The sequence below is a fragment of the Nocardioides antri genome, assembly GCF_008373765.1.
GTDB classification, from domain to species: Bacteria; Actinomycetota; Actinomycetes; order Propionibacteriales; family Nocardioidaceae; genus Nocardioides; species Nocardioides antri.
Genome location: NZ_VUJW01000072.1, coordinates 1 through 260 on the forward strand (window position 1 = coordinate 1; position 260 = coordinate 260).

A 260-nucleotide genomic window follows, 5' to 3' on the forward strand; every position below is an offset into this window, starting at 1 on the left:
GAAGGCCATGTGGTCGCCGTTCGAGTTAGTACCGACTCCCAATACCAAATATTGGTTACGCTCAGTGTTCAAGATCTTGAAGTAGACCTTGTTGTTCTCCCACAGAGCAATGAACTTCCAGCTGACTTTCGGGCTTGTTTTGTCCTTACCGTCGCCGAAGGCAAGTCTGCCATCGTTGCCGTGAACATCATTACTCAGCGTCAAAGCGAGACCGTCGCGCTTGTACATAAGCTTAATGGCGTTTTCGGCGAAGATAAGTC

General features: G+C 49.2%; 1 protein-coding gene. It reads right to left on the bottom strand.

Features of this window, described 5'->3' with window-relative positions:
- On the bottom strand, window positions 1–260 hold a 260-nt coding region (locus F0U47_RS22630), incomplete at both ends, for a hypothetical protein (RefSeq protein ID WP_149752330.1).